The organism is Clostridium porci, assembly GCF_009696375.1.
GTDB classification, from domain to species: domain Bacteria; phylum Bacillota; class Clostridia; order Lachnospirales; family Lachnospiraceae; genus Enterocloster; species Enterocloster porci.
Genome location: NZ_VUMD01000024.1, coordinates 1 through 16,919 on the forward strand (window position 1 = coordinate 1; position 16,919 = coordinate 16,919).

Annotated in this window: 16 protein-coding genes and 1 pseudogene; 16 read left to right on the plus strand and 1 reads right to left on the minus strand. The window is 54.2% G+C overall.

Going from position 1 to position 16,919, the window contains the following annotated elements; translation table 11 throughout:
• Nucleotides 1–113: 113 nt before the first annotated feature.
• The 15 genes and pseudogenes from FYJ39_RS18150 to FYJ39_RS18220 form a co-directional block, all read left to right on the plus strand.
• Nucleotides 114–1,700 (plus strand): annotated as a pseudogene (locus FYJ39_RS18150) (VirD4-like conjugal transfer protein, CD1115 family); the annotation flags it as partial.
• A gap of 218 nt (nt 1,701–1,918) precedes the next feature.
• Nucleotides 1,919–2,137 carry a Maff2 family mobile element protein gene (locus tag FYJ39_RS18155; RefSeq protein WP_003525154.1) on the plus strand — a complete coding sequence of 73 codons (219 nt, stop codon included), beginning with the start codon at nt 1,919–1,921 and terminating at the stop codon, nt 2,135–2,137.
• A 69-nt stretch (nt 2,138–2,206) separates the two neighbouring features.
• On the plus strand, nt 2,207–3,076 hold the full coding sequence (locus FYJ39_RS18160; RefSeq protein ID WP_154473816.1) for a VirB6/TrbL-like conjugal transfer protein, CD1112 family: 870 nt from the start codon (nt 2,207–2,209) through the stop codon (nt 3,074–3,076).
• Nucleotides 3,077–3,096: 20 nt separating this feature from the next.
• Nucleotides 3,097–3,564 (plus strand): PrgI family protein, encoded by a 468-nt coding sequence (locus FYJ39_RS18165; protein WP_154473817.1) that lies wholly within the window; start codon nt 3,097–3,099, stop codon nt 3,562–3,564.
• Nucleotides 3,509–5,929: a VirB4-like conjugal transfer ATPase, CD1110 family gene (locus tag FYJ39_RS18170; protein WP_328597575.1), complete on the plus strand. Its 2,421-nt coding sequence runs from the start codon at nt 3,509–3,511 to the stop codon at nt 5,927–5,929. The genes FYJ39_RS18165 and FYJ39_RS18170 overlap by 56 nt, the downstream gene beginning before the upstream one ends.
• The gene (locus FYJ39_RS18175) at nt 5,910–6,278 is read left to right on the plus strand and encodes a hypothetical protein (protein WP_007488519.1); all 369 of its coding nucleotides are present in this window, start codon (nt 5,910–5,912) and stop codon (nt 6,276–6,278) included. The genes FYJ39_RS18170 and FYJ39_RS18175 overlap by 20 nt, the downstream gene beginning before the upstream one ends.
• Nucleotides 6,271–8,004, plus strand: a complete 1,734-nt coding sequence (locus tag FYJ39_RS18180) for a CD1108 family mobile element protein (RefSeq protein WP_007488518.1) — start codon at nt 6,271–6,273, stop codon at nt 8,002–8,004. The genes FYJ39_RS18175 and FYJ39_RS18180 overlap by 8 nt, the downstream gene beginning before the upstream one ends.
• A 28-nt stretch (nt 8,005–8,032) precedes the next feature.
• Complete coding sequence (locus FYJ39_RS18185; RefSeq protein WP_007488516.1) at nt 8,033–8,275, plus strand: DUF4315 family protein; 243 nt, start codon at nt 8,033–8,035, stop codon at nt 8,273–8,275.
• Entirely contained in the window at nt 8,265–9,032 is a 768-nt protein-coding gene (locus FYJ39_RS18190; protein WP_007488514.1) for a DUF4366 domain-containing protein, read from the plus strand. The genes FYJ39_RS18185 and FYJ39_RS18190 overlap by 11 nt, the downstream gene beginning before the upstream one ends.
• The gene (locus tag FYJ39_RS18195) at nt 9,029–9,223 is read left to right on the plus strand and encodes a hypothetical protein (RefSeq protein ID WP_007488512.1); all 195 of its coding nucleotides are present in this window, start codon (nt 9,029–9,031) and stop codon (nt 9,221–9,223) included. Before FYJ39_RS18190 ends, FYJ39_RS18195 begins: the two co-directional genes overlap by 4 nt.
• Complete coding sequence (locus FYJ39_RS18200) at nt 9,220–9,912, plus strand: hypothetical protein (protein ID WP_039996510.1); 693 nt, start codon at nt 9,220–9,222, stop codon at nt 9,910–9,912. Before FYJ39_RS18195 ends, FYJ39_RS18200 begins: the two co-directional genes overlap by 4 nt.
• Nucleotides 9,884–12,010, plus strand: coding sequence for a DNA topoisomerase 3 (locus tag FYJ39_RS18205; protein WP_456236698.1), 2,127 nt, complete (start codon nt 9,884–9,886; stop codon nt 12,008–12,010). The genes FYJ39_RS18200 and FYJ39_RS18205 overlap by 29 nt, the downstream gene beginning before the upstream one ends.
• On the plus strand, nt 12,007–12,285 hold the full coding sequence (locus FYJ39_RS18210) for an immunoglobulin (protein WP_154473818.1): 279 nt from the start codon (nt 12,007–12,009) through the stop codon (nt 12,283–12,285). The genes FYJ39_RS18205 and FYJ39_RS18210 overlap by 4 nt, the downstream gene beginning before the upstream one ends.
• Before the next feature lie 6 nt (nt 12,286–12,291).
• Nucleotides 12,292–15,336: an LPD28 domain-containing protein gene (locus FYJ39_RS18215; RefSeq protein ID WP_154473819.1), complete on the plus strand. Its 3,045-nt coding sequence runs from the start codon at nt 12,292–12,294 to the stop codon at nt 15,334–15,336.
• A 1-nt stretch (nt 15,337) separates the two neighbouring features.
• A complete protein-coding gene (locus FYJ39_RS18220) occupies nt 15,338–15,553 on the plus strand; it encodes a transposon-transfer assisting family protein (RefSeq protein WP_025579415.1) in 216 nt (71 codons plus the stop codon).
• Between the two features lie 577 nt (nt 15,554–16,130).
• On the opposite strand, the gene FYJ39_RS18225 is transcribed toward FYJ39_RS18220, so the two are convergent.
• Complete coding sequence (locus FYJ39_RS18225) at nt 16,131–16,415, minus strand: hypothetical protein (RefSeq protein ID WP_154473820.1); 285 nt, start codon at nt 16,413–16,415, stop codon at nt 16,131–16,133.
• Between FYJ39_RS18225 and FYJ39_RS18230 the strand changes: the two genes are divergently transcribed.
• Nucleotides 16,402–16,758 carry a TnpV protein gene (locus tag FYJ39_RS18230; RefSeq protein ID WP_081016879.1) on the plus strand — a complete coding sequence of 119 codons (357 nt, stop codon included), beginning with the start codon at nt 16,402–16,404 and terminating at the stop codon, nt 16,756–16,758. The genes FYJ39_RS18225 and FYJ39_RS18230 overlap by 14 nt on opposite strands.
• The last annotated feature ends 161 nt before the right edge of the window (nt 16,759–16,919 follow it).

A 16,919-nucleotide genomic window follows, 5' to 3' on the forward strand; every position in this document is an offset into this window, starting at 1 on the left:
GAAGCAGCCGCCCGAACCCGCAAGCTGAAAGTGCAAAACGCAGACCCTTTGCACTTTGCACTTTCGCACTTTCACAAGAATTTGCGTCAATAACTCAAAAAAGCACTTGACAAAACGCTTCATGGGGAACCCACGAGGACATTGCCCCTTATGTGGACCCGGTATTCCAGAACAATGTGATTCTGACGAAAACCGAGAGCCTGACCATGAACAGCCGCCCGAAAGACCCCAAGACTGCCAGAAACAAAAATGTGCTGGTCATCGGCGGCTCCGGTTCTGGTAAGACCCGGTTCTGGCTAAAGCCGAACCTGATGCAGATGCACAGTTCCTATGTGGTGACAGACCCCAAAGGTACGATTTTGGTGGAGTGCGGCAAAATGCTTCAGCGCGGTACACCGAAAATGCGTCCCAAGCTGGGCAAGGACCATCAGCCGGTAAAGGACCGGCACGGCAATCCGGTCTATGAGACCGTAAAGGACAAAAACGGCAAAGTGGTCTATGAGCCTTATCGTATTAAGGTTCTCAATACCATCAACTTCAAAAAGTCCATGCACTACAATCCTTTTGCCTATCTGCACAGCGAAAAGGACATTTTGAAGCTTGTTACGACTTTAATAGCGAATACCAAGGGAGAAGGCAAGGCTGGAGATGATTTCTGGGTCAAGGCGGAAACGCTTTTGTACTGCGCCCTCATCGGATATATCCACTATGAAGCCCCGGTGGAAGAACAAAACTTTGCCACTCTTATCGAGTTCATCAACGCCATGGAAGTCCGGGAGGATGACGAGGAGTTCAAAAACCCCGTAGACCTGATGTTTGATGCACTGGAAGCAGAAAAGCCTAATCATTTTGCCGTCCGCCAATATAAAAAATACAAGCTGGCCGCCGGCAAAACAGCTAAAAGCATACTGATTAGCTGCGGTGCGCGCCTTGCTGTGTTCGATATTGCGGAGCTGAGGGAGGTCACTTCCTACGATGAGCTGGAGCTGGATACGCTGGGAGACCGGAAAACTGCCCTGTTCCTTATTATGAGCGATACGGATGACAGTTTTAACTTTCTCATTTCCATGTGCTACACCCAGTTATTCAACCTGCTCTGCGAAAAAGCCGACGATGTGTATGGCGGCAGGCTCCCGGTCCATGTGCGCTGCCTCATTGACGAGTGTGCCAACATCGGCCAGATTCCCAAACTGGAAAAGCTGGTGGCCACTATCCGAAGCCGTGAGATCTCAGCCTGTCTGGTGCTGCAGGCGCAAAGCCAGCTGAAAGCCATCTACAAGGACAACGCCGATACCATCATCGGCAATATGGATACCTCCATTTTTCTGGGCGGTAAAGAGCCGACTACCCTCAAAGAGCTGGCTGCCGTGCTGGGCAAGGAAACCATTGACACCTACAACACCGGCGAGAGCCGTGGCCGGGAAACTTCCCACTCTCTCAACTATCAAAAATTGGGGAAAGAGCTGATGAGCCAGGACGAGTTGGCCGTTATGGACGGCGGCAAGTGTATCCTCCAGCTGCGCGGTGTGCGGCCTTTCCTCTCGGACAAGTATGACATCACCAAGCACCCCAATTTCAAATACACAGCCGACGCAAGCGACAAGAACACTTTTGACATTGAAGCGTTCCTGTCCACCCGGCTGAAACTCAAGCCCAATGAGGTCTGCGACGTGTACGAAGTAGATACTCAGGGCGCTTAAATCTGTTCCGCTATGAAAGGAGTGGTCTTATCTATTCGCCGCAACTGCCCTTTTGGGGCCATTGGCGTACAAATCGGACAATCGCAAGAAAAAATAATGAAAAAGGAGGACAGCCGGAATCATGCCCCCGGAAACCGGGCGGCAGATTGTTCCGGCTTTTGTATGCCTATGAAACATGACAAACCTATTTTTTAATCAGATTCCGGCTAACAAACTATATGGCATTTTTTGAACAGGCAATCACCGTTCTTCAGACCCTCGTTATCGCGCTCGGTGCCGGTCTTGGTATCTGGGGCGTCATCAACCTGCTGGAAGGTTACGGAAACGACAACCCTGGTGCAAAATCACAGGGCATGAAGCAGCTCATGGCCGGTGCTGGTGTAGCTGTTGTTGGTATGGTCCTTGTACCTCTGCTCTCCGGGCTTTTCTCTGTCTAAGCGTCTCCGTATGAAATCCTTGCCGTTCCCGCAGTTTTGCGGGGGCGGCGGAAAGGAGGTTGACACCGTATGGATTTCTTACTTGAAGCCCTGACAAATTGGCTGAAAGAAATGCTGGTAGGCGGCATTATGGGCAACCTGTCCGGGATGTTCGATTCTGTAAACCAGCAGGTCGGAGATATATCCGTACAGGTTGGGCAAACGCCGCAGGGCTGGAACGGCGGCATTTTCAGTATGATTGAGAATCTGTCCAACTCCATCATGGTTCCCATCGCCGGTGTGATTCTGGCGATTGTAATGACGCTGGAACTGATCCAGATGATTACCGACAAAAACAACCTGCATGATGTGGACACCTGGATGATTTTCAAATGGGTGTTCAAGTCAGCCACAGCCATACTCCTTGTCACGAATACATGGAATATCGTCATGGGCGTGTTCGATATGGCGCAGAGTGTGGTGGCACAGGCATCCGGCATCATTTCTTCGGATACCGCCATTGATATTTCCTCTGTCCTTACGGACATGGAACCCCGGCTGATGGAAATGGATTTGGGTCCGCTGTTCGGGCTTTGGTTCCAGAGTATGTTTATCGGCGTTACCATGTGGGCGCTGTATATCTGCATCTTCATCGTGATTTATGGCCGTATGATTGAAATTTACCTTGTGACATCCGTTGCGCCCATCCCTATGGCTGCCATGATGGGCAAGGAATGGGGCGGCATGGGCCAGAACTATCTGCGCTCCCTGCTGGCGCTGGGCTTTCAGGCGTTTCTCATCATCGTCTGCGTGGCAATTTATGCTGTGCTGGTGCAGAACATCGCTCTGGAAGATGACATCATCATGGCGATCTGGAGCTGCGTGGGCTACACCGTGCTGCTGTGCTTTACGCTGTTCAAAACCGGCAGTCTCGCAAAATCAGTCTTTCAGGCGCACTAAAACGGAAGGAGGTTTCCACATTGGCTTATGTACCCGTACCCAAGGACCTTACGAAAGTCAAAACCAAGGTCGCGTTCAACTTAACCAAGAGGCAGATGGTCTGCTTCGGCGGCGGGGCGCTGATCGGCGTACCGCTTTTCTTTTTGCTCCGGGGGCCTGCGGGAAACAGCGTGGCTGCCATGTGTATGATGCTGGTTATGCTGCCCTTCTTCCTGCTGGCGATGTACGAAAAGCATGGCCAGCCGTTGGAAAAGATTGTGGGCAATATCATCCGCGTCACGGTGATCCGCCCCAGGCAGCGCCCCTACCGCACCAATAACTTCTATGCCGTGTTGCAGCGGCAGGCAAATCTCGACGAGGAGGTGTCACACATTGTTTACGGCAATCAAAAACTGGCTGCACCAGCTGTTCGGAAAAAACGAGGAAAAAGCTGTGCAGCCGGTCAAAACAAAGAAAAAGCTGTCCCGCGCCGACAGAAAGCAGATTGAAGCTGCCATTGCCCGCGCCAACCGCACGGACAAAAAGGAAAAATCGGCACAGGACAGTATCCCTTATGAACGAATGTGGCCGGACGGTATCTGCCGGGTATCAGACGGTCACTACACAAAAACCATTCAATTTCAGGACATCAATTATCAGCTTTCACAGAACGAGGATAAAACCGCGATCTTCGAGGGCTGGTGCGATTTTCTCAACTACTTCGACAGCTCGATTCAGTTTGAGCTGTCTTTTTTGAACCTTGCAGCATCGGAGGAAACCTTTGCCCGCGCCATCAACATCCCCCTTCAAAGGGATGATTTTGACAGCATCCGCATCGAATACATGACCATGCTGCAAAACCAGCTGGCAAAGGGAAACAACGGCCTGATCAAAACCAAGTATCTCACCTTTGGCATTGACGCGGACAGCATCAAGGCGGCAAAGCCCCGTCTGGAGCGCATTGAGACCGACATTCTCAATAACTTCAAGCGGCTGGGCGTGGCGGCGGAAACACTGGACGGAAAGGCGCGGCTTGCCCAGCTGCATGGTATCTTCCACATGGACGAGCAGCTGCCGTTCCGGTTTGAGTGGGACTGGCTCCCCACCAGCGGCCTGTCCACCAAGGACTTTATCGCCCCCAGCTCCTTTGAGTTCCGCACCGGCAAGCAGTTCCGCATGGGCAAGAAGTACGGAGCCGTCAGCTTCGTACAAATTTTGGCCCCAGAGCTGAATGACCGGATGCTGGCCGATTTTCTGGATATGGAATCCAACCTGATTGTCAGCCTGCACATCCAGTCGGTGGATCAGATCAAGGCCATCAAGACGGTGAAGCGGAAAATCACCGATCTGGATAAATCCAAAATTGAGGAACAGAAAAAAGCTGTCCGTGCCGGATATGACATGGACATCATCCCTTCCGACCTTGCCACTTATGGTGTTGAGGCCAAAAAGCTCTTGCAGGATTTGCAGAGCCGCAACGAGCGTATGTTCCTTGTGACCTTCCTGGTGCTGAACACGGCAGACAATCCCCGCCAGCTGGACAACAATGTGTTCCAAGCCAGCTCCATCGCGCAGAAATACAACTGCCAGCTGACAAGGCTGGACTTCCAGCAGGAGGAAGGGCTGATGAGCTGCCTGCCTTTGGGTCTGAATCAGATCGAGATTCAGCGGGGGCTGACCACCAGTTCCACGGCAATCTTTGTGCCGTTCACCACCCAGGAATTATTCCAGAACGGCAAAGAAGCTCTGTACTATGGCATCAATGCTCTGTCCAACAACCTCATCATGGTGGACAGAAAGCTGCTGAAAAACCCCAACGGTCTAATTCTCGGTACGCCGGGTTCCGGCAAGTCCTTCAGCGCCAAGCGAGAGATCGCCAACAGCTTTCTGCTCACTTCGGATGATGTCATCATCTGCGACCCGGAGGCGGAATATGCGCCTCTGGTGGAACGCCTGCATGGGCAGGTTATCAAGATTTCGCCCACTTCCACCAACTACATTAACCCCATGGACCTGAACCTGGACTATTCGGACGATGAAAGTCCGCTGTCTTTGAAGTCCGACTTCATCTTGTCGCTGTGTGAGCTGATTGTGGGCGGCAAGGAGGGGTTGCAGCCGGTGCAAAAAACCATCATCGACCGTTGTGTGCGGCTGGTGTATCAGGAGTATCTCAATGACCCCCGACCGGAGAATATGCCCATTCTGGAGGACCTTTACAACCTGCTTCGGGCGCAGGATGAAAAAGAAGCACAGTACATCGCCACGGCGCTGGAAATCTATGTGACCGGCTCCCTCAATGTGTTCAACCACAGGACCAATGTGGACATCAACAACCGCATTGTCTGTTATGACATCAAGGAACTGGGCAAACAGCTGAAAAAAATCGGTATGCTGGTGGTCCAGGACCAGGTGTGGAACCGTGTCACCATCAATCGCGCCGCCCACAAGTCTACCCGCTACTACATCGACGAGATGCACCTGCTGCTGAAAGAGGAGCAGACCGCCGCTTATACCGTCGAGATTTGGAAGCGGTTTAGAAAATGGGGCGGCATTCCCACCGGTATCACGCAGAATGTAAAGGACCTTTTGAGCAGCCGCGAGGTGGAGAACATCTTTGAAAACTCTGACTTCGTGTATATGCTCAACCAGGCGGGCGGCGACCGGCAGATTCTTGCCAAGCAGCTGGGCATTTCCCCGCATCAGCTCAGCTATGTGACCCACTCCAGCGAGGGCGAGGGCCTGCTGTTTTACGGCTCCACCATTCTGCCGTTTTTGGACCATTTCCCCAAGAATACGGAACTGTACCGTATCATGACCACCAAACCGTTGGACTTAAAAAAGGAGGATGAACAGCATGACAAAGAAAGAAATTGAAAAAGGCACAGGTCTGCTTCTGGCCGCTGTCAGCGGCTGTGAGCAGATGGTGGAACTGCTCCGCGCCGCCGTCCATTACTGCTATGAGCAGGAAAAGACAGCAAAAAATCTCACGCCCAAGGGCTATGCCGGATTTACCCGGATTCACCATATCTGGACAGAGGGCATACCGGATGTTCCCAAGCTGTTTATGGGCAGCCCGATTCAGGATCGGGACATGGCAAGAGGAACCCTGATGGCGCTTTTCCTGTCCACAACGGTCTTTCCGGCAGAGACCATTCAGATTCCGGTATATGCGGAAACCTGTGTGCTGCTGGATGACCTGATGGCGGGTGGCTGGTATGCGTAAGGAACCGCGCCTGCACTTTGCAGACGAGGAACGCGCTGACCCGGCGCTGGAAAAGCCCATCCGTAAAGCAGACCGGGCCGCCGCCAAAGCAGACAAGGCACAGGCGAAAATCCCTAAAAAGCAGGTGCGGCAAAAAACGGTGGACCCTAAGACCGGCAAAGTGACCACCAAACTGGTGCTGGAGGACAAGAAAAAGCCGTCCTCCAAGCTGTCCCATGCGGTGCGGGATGCTCCGGGAGATGCGGCGCTGGGGAAACTCCACAAGGAAATCCGTGAAACGGAACAGGACAATGTGGGTGTGGAGAGCGCCCACAAGTCCGAGGAAGCTGTTGAAACCGGTGCGCGGCTGGTCCGGGAAGGCTACCGCAGCCACAAGCTGAAGCCATACCGCAAGGCGGCACAGGCGGAACAAAAGCTGGAAAAGGCCAATGTAAACGCCCTGTATCAGAAGTCTTTGCGGGAAAATCCCCAGCTTTCCAGCAATCCCATTTCCCGCTGGCAGCAGAAACAGGCCATCAAAAAGGAATACGCCGCCGCCAAGCGCACTGGTCAGACTGCCGGAGGAACTGCCAAAACTGCCAGCAAGACCGGTAAGGCTGCAAAAACCGTTAAGGAAAAGGCACAGCAGGCCGGAGCATTTGTTATGCGCCACAAAAAAGGCTTTTTGCTTGTGGGCGCGATTTTTCTGCTCATCTGCCTGCTGCTCAATACCATGTCCTCCTGCTCCATGATGGCGCAGAGCATTGGTTCTGCCATTTCCGGCTCTACCTATCCGTCGGATGACCCGGAACTTGTGGCGGTGGAGGCCGATTACGCCGCCAGGGAAGCGGCGCTGCAAGCCGAGATCGACAACATCGAAAGCAGCCATCCGGGATATGACGAGTACCGGTATGACCTGGATATGATCGGGCATGACCCCCATGAGCTTGCGGCCTACCTGTCTGCTGTGTTGCAGGGCTATACCCGGCAGAGCGCACAGGCGGAGCTGGAGCGCGTATTCAATGCACAGTATCAGCTGACGCTCACCGAGGAAGTCGAGGTGCGCTACCGGACGGAAACCTGGACGGACAGCGAGGGCAACAGCTATACCGTTGAGGTTCCCTATAACTACTACATTTTGAATGTAGCGCTTACCAGCAAACCCATCTCCTCCGTTGCCACAGAGCTTTTGACCCCGGACCAGCTGGAAATGTATCAGGTGTACCGGACCACCCTGGGCAACAAGCCGCTGATCTTCGGCGGCGGCTCCACGAATACCAGCGATTCTGAGAGTTTGGAGGGGGTGGAGTTTATCAACGGCACACGCCCCGGCAACCCGGAGCTGGTGGAACTGGCCAAACGTCAGGTGGGCAATGTGGGCGGTCAGCCCTACTGGAGCTGGTACGGCTTCAATTCCCGTGTGGAATGGTGCGCCTGCTTCGTGTCCTGGTGCTACGGTCAGATGGGTCTGTCTGAACCGCGCTTTGCAGGCTGCCAATCCCAGGGGGTTCCCTGGTTCCAGTCACATGGACAATGGGGCGCGCGGGGCTATGAAAACCTTGCCCCCGGCGACGCCATCTTCTTTGATTGGGATCTGGACGGCAGAGCCGACCATGTGGGCATCGTCATCGGCACAGACGGCAGCCGCGTTTATACCGTAGAGGGAAACAGCGGCGATGCCTGCAAAATCAGAAGCTACGATGTGAACTACGAGTGCATCAAGGGCTACGGCCTGATGAACTGGTGACAAATCTTTTGATAAGGAGTGATTGATTATGGCTACGAAAATCGAACGCATCGACCGGGAAATTACGAAAACCCGTGAGAAAATCGCAGAGTATCAGGAAAAGCTCAAGGCTTTGGAAGCGCAGAAAACCGAAGCGGAAAATCTGGAGATCGTCCAGATGGTGCGCGCCCTGCGTATGACCCCGGAGCAGTTAAGCGCCATGCTGTCCGGCGGCACGCGCCCCGATATGGCTGTCCGTGACGAACAGGAGGACACCGCCCATGAAGAATAAGAGAATTTTTAAGACCCTTTCCGCCCTCTGCGCCGCATTGGTGCTGATGGGCGGTTTTTCTGTCACCGCTTTTGCTCAAGGGTCGGAACAGCCCCCGGCAGAGGATGCCACCAACGATGAAAATGTGGTGGTGGAAGAAACCGAGGACAGTCCTGCTCTGACCCCGGAGGGCAACGCGGCGCTGGTGGATGATTTTGGCGGCAACAAGCAGCTCATCACCGTCACCACCAAGGCGGGCAACTACTTCTATATCCTCATTGACCGAGCCAACGAGGACAAGAAAACCGCCGTCCATTTCTTAAATCAGGTGGATGAAGCTGACCTGATGGCGCTGATGGAGGATGGGCAGTCCGCTGAGAAACCGCCCGCTGTCTGCAACTGCACGGAAAAATGTGAAGCCGGTGCGGTCAACACAGCCTGCCCGGTGTGTGCCACTGATATGACCGGCTGTACCGGCAAGGAAGCGGAGCCGGAAACAGCGGCGGAACCTGCGGAGCCTGAGAAAAAAGAATCCGCAGGGTTAAATCCGGCTGTCCTGCTGCTGGTGCTGGCTGTGATGGGCGGCGCTGCCTTTGCCTACTTCAAATTCATTAAGGGTAAGGCCAACCACAAAAACAGCAGCAATCCAGACGATTATGACTATGAGGACAGCGAGGAACTGCCGGACGAGGAAGAAATCGAACTGGAGGACGAGGAATCGGGCGAGCTGGACGCTGACAGGGGCGGCGGTGAGGAAAGTGAGGATGAGACCCCATGACCCGGTTTACCGACAGCCCCTATGAACGCATGATGACACGCAGGCCGGAGGGCGGGAAGGACACTTCCCGTCCTCTCTCTTTGCCCAAAAGCCACCCCTGCTATGGCTGTGGGAATTATGGTCAGCCCTGTGTGGGAGTCTGCCACTGTGAGATGGAACGATGGCTCAAAGAAAGGAAACGAAAAAAATGAGTATTCTGATTACATTTATTAAGCTGCTTGCGGTTTTTGACCTGCTGGTGATCGCCGTGTATTTTGGCAGCGACATTCTCTCAACTGTGTGGAGCAAATTTCGGAAAAAGCCCACACGGGAGAAACCTTTTGATTTCTCCCTGGATGCCGCAGCGGTTCCCCTGTCCATAGATTCCATCCGTCAGCTTTATTCAGGCGACGCAGCGGATTTTGTGGAAGAAACGCTCCTGCCGGATGCTGCGCAGACAATGGCAGTTTTGACAGACCGGGAACAGACAGCCGCCCGCCTGCTCTTATCCGCACTGGTAGGTTTTCTGGCAGAAGAAGCCCCGATGGATGAACGGAGCTTTCCTATGGTGATGGAACTTCTGAACTGCATGGAAGGTGAAAAAGAGGATGGATGTCAGGACCCGGTGGATATTTTGTTTGAGGAAACCGTCCGCCGTACCCGCCGCCATGAGGAATATTACAGCAATTATCAACGCTACCGGCTGATGCAGGTGGATAAAACCCGTGTCATTCTGGCCTGCCGTATCCTTATCAACGATCTGCTGGGAAAGCTGTACCGCTATGACTACCGGTTCGGCTATGACCTGCTGCTGGATGAGGAAAACAGCATTGAGAAAAAACTGCACACGCCTGTGCGGGAAGAATGGGAGGATGAAGATGATGAAACTTGTGATTGCTGAAAAACCGTCCGTTGCCCAAAGTCTGGCCGCCGTGATCGGCGCAACTGACCGCAAGGACGGCTATCTGGAGGGAAACGGCTGGCGGGTCAGCTGGTGCGTGGGGCATCTGGCTGGACTGGCCGATGCAGACAACTACGACCCGAAATACGCCAAGTGGCGCTATGACGATCTGCCCATCCTGCCGGAACACTGGCAGATGGTGGTGGGCAAAGACAAGAAGAAACAGTTTGCTGTGCTGAAACAGCTGATGAATGCCCCGGATGTGACCGAGGTGGTAAACGCCTGCGATGCCGGACGCGAGGGTGAGTTAATTTTCCGCAGCGTCTATAAGCTGGCGGGATGCAGCAAACCCATGAAGCGGCTCTGGATTTCCTCAATGGAGGATTCCGCCATCCGGGAGGGCTTTGCGAACCTACGCCCCGGTGCGGACTATGACGGTCTGCATCAGGCGGCCCTCTGCCGCGCCAAGGCGGATTGGCTGGTAGGCATCAATGCCACCCGGCTGTTTTCCGTGCTGTACCACCGCACTTTGAATATTGGGCGCGTCATGTCACCGACGCTGGCTCTCATCGTTCAGCGGGAAGCCGAGATCAACACCTTCCAGCCGGTTCCGTTTTACACGGTAGTTCTGGAGTTACCTGAGTTTTCCGTTTCCGGGGAGCGCATGACGGACAAGGCTGCCGCCGAGCAGCTGAAAACTGCCTGCCAGGGTGCGGATGTGACAGTGAAAAAGGTGGAGCGCAAGGACAAATCCGAGAAGCAGCCCGCCCTCTATGACCTGACCACGCTCCAAAGAGATGCCAACCGGCTGCTGGGATTTACCGCCCAGCAAACCCTGGACTACCTCCAAAATCTCTACGAAAAGAAGCTCTGCACCTATCCCCGCACAGACAGCCGCTATCTGACTTCGGATATGGCGGAGGGATTGCCGGTGCTGGTCAATCTGGTTGCCAACGCCATGCCGTTTCGCAAAGGGATCGCCATTTCCTGTGATGCAGTTCAGGTCATCAACGACAAGAAAGTGACCGACCACCATGCAGTGATCCCCACCCGCAATCTCCAAAACGCCGACCTGTCCGGTCTGCCGGTGGGTGAACGGATGATTTTGGAACTTGTAGCTTTGCGCCTGCTGTGCGCGGTGGCGGAACCGCATACTTACTCAGAAACTGCTGTCACCGTGGAGTGTGCCGGTGCGGAGTTTACCACCAAAGGCAAAACGGTGAAACGCCCCGGCTGGCGGGCGCTGGACGCTGCCTACCGTGCTGCGCTGAAAAATGCGGAGCCGGACAAGGAAACCGAGGACAAGGCCCTGCCGGACGGAGACCGTCTGCCAGAACTGTCCGAGGGTCAGACGCTGCCCCTTTCCGGCGCTGCCGTCAAGGAGGGCAAAACCAGCCCGCCCAAACACTTCACCGAGGATACGCTGCTTTCTGCGATGGAAACTGCCGGGAAGGAAAATATGCCGGAGGACACCGAGCGCAAGGGTCTGGGAACTCCGGCCACCCGCGCCGGGATTCTGGAAAAGCTGGTATCCACCGGCTTTTTGGAGCGCAAAAAGAGTAAGAAAGCCGTGCAGCTCATGCCATCCAAAGATGCGGTGTCCCTTATCACCGTTCTGCCGGAACAGCTGCAATCGCCTCTGCTGACCGCTGAATGGGAACACCGTTTAAGCGAGATCGAGCGCGGCGAGCTGTCCCCGGAGGACTTCATGGGTGGGATCTGCGCCATGCTCCGGGAGTTGGTGGGAACCTATCAGGTCATCAAGGGGACTGAGTACCTGTTCACGCCGCCCCGCGAAGTGGTGGGCAAATGCCCCCGCTGCGGCGGCGATGTGGCGGAACTGCAAAAAGGGTTCTTCTGCCAGACAGAATCCTGCAAATTTGCCATCTGGAAAAACAACAAATGGTGGGCAGCCAAGAAAAAGCAGCCTACCAAGGCACTGGTGACAGCGCTGCTCAAGGATGGCCGCGCAAGGATCACCGGCTGCTATTCCGAAAAGACCGGCAAGACCTATGATGCCACGGTGGTTCTGGAGGACGATGGGCGGTACGCCAACTTCAAGCTGGAATTTGACCGGCAGAAAGGCGGTGCAAAATGAAGCTCTCCCTTTATGAACAGGAAACCATTCTCCTCTACAATCAGGCCGAGGACACCGCCGAAGTTTATACCCATGACCGAAAACTGATGGAGAAGCTGACCCGCCTTTCCAAAAAGCACCCGGAACAGGTCTGCAAAAAGGATAAGCACAATTTTACAGTCCCCAAACGCTGTGTGTCCGTTCGAGAGCCATACAGCGCCGAGCGCCGCAAGGCTGCCAGTGAACGGGCGAAAGCTGCCGGATACCAGCCCCCTGTGAGAAAGTCCAGCAGTTAAAGGCACATGGCAGAGAATGTATTTGAAGCGGTCAAGCAGTCGGTCAGCACCAGAGAAGCGGCAGAGTTTTACGGGATAAAAGTCAGTCGAACTGGCATGGCCTGCTGTCTCTTTCACGATGATAAGAACCCCAGCATGAAGGTAGACCAGCGGTTCCACTGCTTTGGCTGCGGTGCAGATGGGGATGTAATCGACTTTACCGCAAAGCTCTTTGACCTCTCCCCAAAAGAAGCGGCGGAGAAACTGGCACAGGACTTTGGCCTGATCTATGACAGTCAGGCCCCGCCCCGCAGGAGATATGTCCGGCAAAAAACCGAGGCACAGAAGTTTCGGGAGGATCGACAGCGCTGTTACCGTGTACTGTCCGATTACTACTATCTGTTGAAAAAATGGGAAGCCGACCGTTCTCCCAGGACACCGGAGGAAGAACCGCACCCCCGCTTTGTGGAAGCAATCCAGAAGAAACCCTATGTAGAGTACCTGCTGGACCTTTTTCTTTATGAAAATGAAGAAGAACAAAAGGCATGGATTGCAGAACACACAGCAGAAATCACACACTTGGAAAGGAGATTGAAAATCATGGCTGAGAATAAACCCACCAACCGGGAACGGTTGCAGGAAATCACGGCGGGGATCGAACAGGGCATCAAGGAGCTGTTCGAGAGCGAAAAGTATATGCGCTATCTGTCCGTCATGTCCAAGTTTCACCGTTATTCGGTGAACAACACCATGCTCATCTATATGCAGAAGCCGGAAGCTACGCTGGTGGCTGGATTCAACAAGTGGAAAAACCAGTTTGCGCGCCATGTGAAAAAGGGCGAGCATGGCATCACCATCATCGCCCCCACGCCCTACAAAAAGAAAATCGAGGAAATGAAGCGCGACCCGGACACCCATGCCCCCATTCTGGATGCAGACGGTAAGGCGGTCATGGAGGAAAAAGAAATTGAAATCCCCATGTTTCGCCCGGTCAAGGTGTTTGATGTGAGCCAGACCGATGGCAAGCCCCTGCCGGAGCTGGCCTCCAGCCTTTCGGGGACTGTGCCGCACTATGAAGCCTTTCTGGAAGCCCTGCGGCGCTCTGCCCCGGTTCCCATCGAGTTTGAGCCGATGGTCGCCAACACGGACGGCTATTTTTCCCCCGACCAGCAGCGCATCGCCATCCGGGAAGGCATGAGCGAGGTGCAGACCGTTTCTGCCACTGTCCATGAAATTGCACACAGCAAGCTCCATAATCAGAAAAAAATTCAAATTGACAATGACGAACAATATCAGGAGGTGGAGTTATTTGAGAAACCCGCCCTGTTTTCCAACGGGCGTATTTCCCGTGATGATCTGCCCGAAGGCGTTTATTGCTATGACCTGCGCGGTTCGGATGACGACCCCGGTTCCCCAATTTGTGTTGAGGAAAGAGTGGTGGTGAACCACGCTGGTTCTGTTATTTTGACTGCACCGTTAGAATTTCCAGAAGAAGGCAGGCTGTATTTTACAGATGAGACCGGACTGAATTTTAACGGCGGTATGCTTACCCTCTCGCAGTTTTTGCAGGAACAGAAAAAGGACCGTCGCACGGAAGAAGTCGAAGCGGAAAGCATTTCCTATGCAGTCTGCCAGTATTTTGGTATCCAGACCGGGGAAAACAGCTTCGGTTACATCGCTTCCTGGTCCAAGGGCAAGGAGCTGAAAGAATTACGAGCCAGCCTGGAGACCATCAATAAGACTTCCTGTGAGCTGATTAACAACATCGAACGCCACTACAAGGAAATCTGTAAGGAGCGCGGCATTGACCTGACCGCCAAACAGGAGCAGGAACAGGCGGATATACCGCAGGAAGCCCTGTTTCTTCTGGACGATGCCACCTATCTGCACATTCAGCCGTGCGATACCGGCTGGGACTATACCCTCTATGACAAGGAAACCATGAAAGAACTGGACGGCGGCCAGCTGGATGCCCCGAAACTGTCCCGTTCCGCCGCTGTCCGGCAGATTTGTGAGGGGCTGGAACTGGAAAATCCGTCTGTTCAGGATGCCCCGCTGTCTATGATTGAGACCTTGCAGGATGCCGCCTGCCAGCAAATGCAGGAACAGGTCAGCCAGCAGAGCGCAGAAGCAACCGCCACCCAGCTGCCGGATGCTCAGGAACAGTCTTTGGATGAGTACCCTATGCCCGACAGCGAAGTATCTGTTTCGGATATGCAGGAATACGGCTACTTTTACGATGGGATGCTGCCTGTCACCAGAGAACGGGCGCTGGAACTGGACGCTGCCGGTCTGACCGTCTATGTCCTCCATGAAGATAACACGGAGAGCATGGTGTTTGACACCGAGGAAATCATAGGGCATGGCGGGCTTTTCGGCGTGGAACACGAGGAATGGGAGCAAAGTCCGGCGTTCCATGAAAAGGTGTTGGAACGGCAGGAACGGCAGCTGGAACGGGAGCAGGCGTTCCTCTCCCATGAGGGCTGCTGCTTTGCCATCTATCAGGTGAGCCGTGACGATCCGCAGAATGTGCGGTTTATGAATCTGGACCGGCTGCAATCGCACAATCTGGCCGTGGACCGAAGTAATTATGACCTGATCTACACCGCCCCGCTGAACGGTTCCGGCAGCACTATGGAGCAGCTGGAAACGCTGTATAAACAGTTCAACCTGAAAAAGCCTGTGGATTTTCACAGCCCGTCCCTGAGCGTCAGCGACATCGTTGCCATCAAGCAGGACGGTAAGGTATCCTGTCATTACTGCGACAGCGTTGGTTTCACCGAGATTCCCGGATTCCTGCCGGACAATCCGCTGAAAAATGCGGAAATGATGCTGGAGGATGACTACGGCATGATCGACGGCATCATCAACAACGGCCCAAAAGAGCCGACCGTGGCGCAGCTGGAACAGCAGGCCCGCAGCGGCCAGCCAATCTCTCTCATGGATTTAGCGGAAGCTGTCCACCGGGAGGAACGGGACAAGAAAAAGTCCGTCATGGAGCAGCTGAAAAGCCAGCCCCGGACGGAACACAAAAAGACAGCGCCTAAAAAGAGCGCAGAAAGGGAGCTTTGATATGGGAAACTTTACTTTTGAAGAAATGAACCTGATGTGCATTTACAACACCGGCAGCCGCACCGGGCTGATGGAGGCTCTGACCGAGATGCGCGGCGAACTTTCGCCGGAGGAAACGGAACTGAGGGAACTGACCGACAGCGCCCTGATGAAGCTCCAGGCTATGAGTGATGCCGAGTTTGCTCAGCTGGAACTGTACCCGGATTTTGATGAATAAGCATTTCATAAACACCCAACGGGGCGGCGTAAAATGCCGCCCCATTTCCATTTAACACGAAGGGAGGACAACAACCATGCCATCCAAAACAGAATTTTACCGGCAGATGGCCGACCATGTGGCGACCCAGCTCACAGGCAGCTGGCAGGAATGGGCGGGATTTCTGACCACCGCCGCCCGCCTTTACAAGTATCCATTCCATGAGCAGCTGCTGATCTATGCCCAACGCCCCGACGCTACCGCCTGTGCGGAGTATGATTTATGGAATGAAACAATGGGCCGCTATGTGCGCCGTGGCTCCAAGGGTATCGCCCTGGTGGACGATTCCGGTGATAAACCCCGTTTGCGCTATGTGTTCGACATCACGGACACCGGGACCCGCGAACATTCCCGCACCCCCTGGCTGTGGAAGCTGGAGGAACAGCACATCGGGCCTGTGTCGGCCATGCTGGAGCGCACTTACGAGGTTGGCGGCGATGACCTTGCCCAACAGCTGGAGGCGGTGGCCGGAAAACTGGCGGGCGAATACTGGAACGAGCATCGTCAGGACTTTCTCTATATCGTTGACGATTCCTTTTTAGAGGAATATGATGAATTTAACATCGAAGTACAGTTTAAGGCAGCCGCCACCATCAGCATTTCCTACGCCCTGATGTCTCGCTGCGGATTGGAGCCAGAACGCTATTTTACCCATGAGGACTTTATGGCGATTTTCGACTTCAACACCCCATCTACCATCGGCGCACTGGGAACGGCGGTCAGCCAGATCAATCAACAGGTGCTGCGGCAGATCGGCGTTACCATCCGAAATGCCGAGCGCGAAGCCAACCAAGAAAGGAGCAAACAAGATGAACAATCCCATGACCTATATCCAGAACGGAGACTATCTGATTCCCGACCTGAAGCTGAGCCAGCAGCCGGAGAAACCCCTGGGCAAGTACGGCAGGATGAGGAAAACCTACCTGAAGGAACATCGTCCCATCCTCTACAACCAGATGTTGCTGAGCGAGAAGCTGTACCCACACCTTCTGGAGATCGACGAGACCGCCCAGAGCAGACTGGAGCAGATGATGCCCCAGCTGGCGAAGGAAGCGGGAGCCACCGAGGAACTGAAAGCCAGCGATCCCATGAAGTGGGTGGGGCTGATGAACACCTGCAAAGCTCAGGCCGAGGAAATCCTGATGGCGGAGCTTATCAACAGCTGACTCTAAACCTGTTCCTCTCCGAAGCGGAACAGATCCAATCCATAGATGAAGCAGAGAATGTAGCGCATACATCCTCTGCTTTTTCTTTTGCCCAAAATGACATCGACCATGTGCTGCGTTTGGGCGGCAATACAGACCGCCAGAGGGAGCGTGTGGTTGCA